Source organism: Desulfosarcina cetonica JCM 12296 (assembly GCF_001311845.1).
GTDB classification, from domain to species: domain Bacteria; phylum Desulfobacterota; class Desulfobacteria; order Desulfobacterales; family Desulfosarcinaceae; genus Desulfosarcina; species Desulfosarcina cetonica.
Genome location: NZ_BBCC01000396.1, coordinates 1 through 2,245, shown reverse-complemented (window position 1 = coordinate 2,245; position 2,245 = coordinate 1). Strand labels below are relative to the sequence as shown.

Sequence of the window (2,245 nt, the reverse complement as noted above, 5' to 3'; positions counted from 1 at the left end):
CCCGGAATGGTATATCGTGATTGGCGGCCTGGGCGGTGCCTGGTGCGGTTCTGGCGCACCTGCGTGCAGCCGGTCGGCCTTTGCGGGGCGATCCTGGCCGACCCCGTCAAAGGAGAACTTTCGGTGAATTTCATGAATGACATCAATCCGAACCTTGTTCTGGCCATCGGCGGGGCGGCGCTGGTGACCTACGGCCTGCGGTTGGGAGGGCTGCTGCTGGCCGGGCACCTGCCCAAAAACGGCGGGTTCCGGCGTTTCATGGACGCGCTGCCCGGTACCATCCTGATCTCCCTGGTGGCGCCGGGGATCGTTTCCAGCGGTATTCTGGGTGCGGTTGCCGCCCTGGCCACGGCCTGGTGTGCCTGGAAAACGAAGAACGTGCTCCTGGCCATGCTGCTGGGAATGGGGGTCGTGGCCGCAGGACGATGGATAGGGTGAAGGGGCAATGTCAAAGGCCAACATCCAAATGACAAATGAAGGTACCCTGCCGTTATTATAAATATCCTCCCAGCTTCAGACGACTTTTTCTAAAATCGATTCCTATCCTCCAGTTGACATTTGCGCTTGGACATTTGTCATTCATTTTTTTGCTTTAAGTCGATAATCTCCATGCGGTTGTTGCGATGCGGATACTTGGCCGACGGGCCTTCGGTGAGCACCACGATGTCGCCGGACGCTCCGTGGCCAGCCAGCCAGTCCCGAATCCAGGGGCGCCATTCGCCGGGGTGATCCGGCTCGAAGACCGGCATCACGCCGTATGAGAAAATCAGCTCCTGACAGGTTTTCTTTTGGGAACTCACGGCACCGATCCACACCGGCAGGCGGAAGCGCGAGATGCGCCTGGCCGTGGTGCCGCCGCGTGTGGGCGTGATAATGGCTGCCGGTTGGATACAGTTCAGGGTTGCCGCCACGCTGGATGCGATGATCTCGGAAAAGGTTACCGGGCAGGCGTCGCCGGCCATCGTGGGGCTGGTGCCATGGCCGTAATGGGAACGGTTCGGCTCGATATCGGTGGCGATGGCGCGCAGCATGGCGACGGCTTCCTGGGGATAGTCGCCCACCGCGGATTCGCCGGAGAGCATGACACAGTCGGTGCCGTCGAGAATGGCATTGGCCACGTCGGTGGCCTCGGCACGGGTGGGCAGCCGGTTGGTGGTCATCGACTCTAGCATCTGGGTCGCGGTGATGATCGGTTTGCCCAGTCGGTTGGCCATCTCCATGATGCGTTTTTGCACCGAGGGGATTTTGGCGATGGGAATTTCCACCCCCAAGTCACCGCGGGCCACCATGATGCCGTCGGTGGCATCCAGGATGGTGGCCAGGTTGTCCACGGCGCGGGAGCGCTCGATCTTGGCGATGATAAAAGGATCGTAGCCCATGGCGTGGGCCGCCGCCCTGACCGTTTCAATGTCGGCGGCACTTTCCACAAAGGACTGGCTGACCGCATCGACACCATTTTCAAGGGCGAAGGCCATGCAGCGGCGGTCGTGGTCGGTAAAGGCCGAGATCCCCAGATCCACATCGGGAATGTTGAGCCCCTTGCGCGAGCGAATCATGCCCCCGACCACCACTTCGCATTCGACTTTCGGCGCTTTCACCGACAAGACCTTGAGCTGGATGAAGCCGTCGTTGATGTAAACGCGGTCGCCGGGATGGACCACCGTGGGCAGCCGTTCGAAATTGACGCCGATGCACGCAGCCGTTCCGGCCATATCTTCGGTGGTGAGGGTCAGGGGCTGCCCCCCCTTGAGCATGATGGGTTCCTCGGACAACTCGCCGATACGGATTTTGGGCCCCGGCAGGTCGGCCATGATCGCCACCGGCTGTCCGGCGGCCGCCGCTGCCTGGCGGATGGCTTGGATATCCTTGGCATGGCCGCTGAAATCACCATGGGAAAAGTTGAGACGGGCAATGTTCATTCCCGCCTGGATCAGTTGGGTCAAGACCTCGGTCGAGCACGACGCCGGGCCGATGGTGCAAACAATTTTGGTTTTGTTGGACGGGAACATGGTCATTCCTTTGTGGTTGAACGGTTAGCGAATCTGTCGATCATGCGTCGACCAGCATGATCTGCAGATCCATCACATTGGTGCGGGTGGGGCCGGTGATGAAAAGATCGCCCAATGCCTGGAAGAAGGGGTACGCGTTGTTATCGGCCAGGAAGGCGGCGGGTTTGAGTCCCAGGGCCTTGGCCCGTCGACAGGTGCCGCCGTCGGCAAAGGCGCCGGCCGCATCGGTCGGTCCG

General features: G+C 61.0%; 3 protein-coding genes. 1 reads left to right on the top strand and 2 read right to left on the bottom strand.

The features are described 5' to 3' along the window. On the top strand, nucleotides 1-438 hold a 438-nt coding region (locus JCM12296_RS34285), incomplete at its 5' end, for an AzlD family protein (protein WP_218188436.1). A 137-nt stretch (nucleotides 439-575) separates the two neighbouring features. Here JCM12296_RS34285 and pyk read toward each other — a convergent pair. Then, the gene (pyk, locus tag JCM12296_RS34280; protein WP_246805306.1) at nucleotides 576-2,009 is read right to left on the bottom strand and encodes a pyruvate kinase; all 1,434 of its coding nucleotides are present in this window, start codon (nucleotides 2,007-2,009) and stop codon (nucleotides 576-578) included. Between the two features lie 40 nt (nucleotides 2,010-2,049). Next, a partial coding sequence (locus JCM12296_RS34275) for an MOFRL family protein (protein ID WP_281492265.1) occupies nucleotides 2,050-2,245 on the bottom strand: 196 nt, incomplete at its 5' end.

What these genes read in the sequence shown, in the direction of transcription:
- pyk (WP_246805306.1), bottom strand. Translation starts at nt 2,009, where the DNA reads ATGTTCCCGTCCAACAAAACCAAAATTGTTTGCACCATCGGCCCGGCG.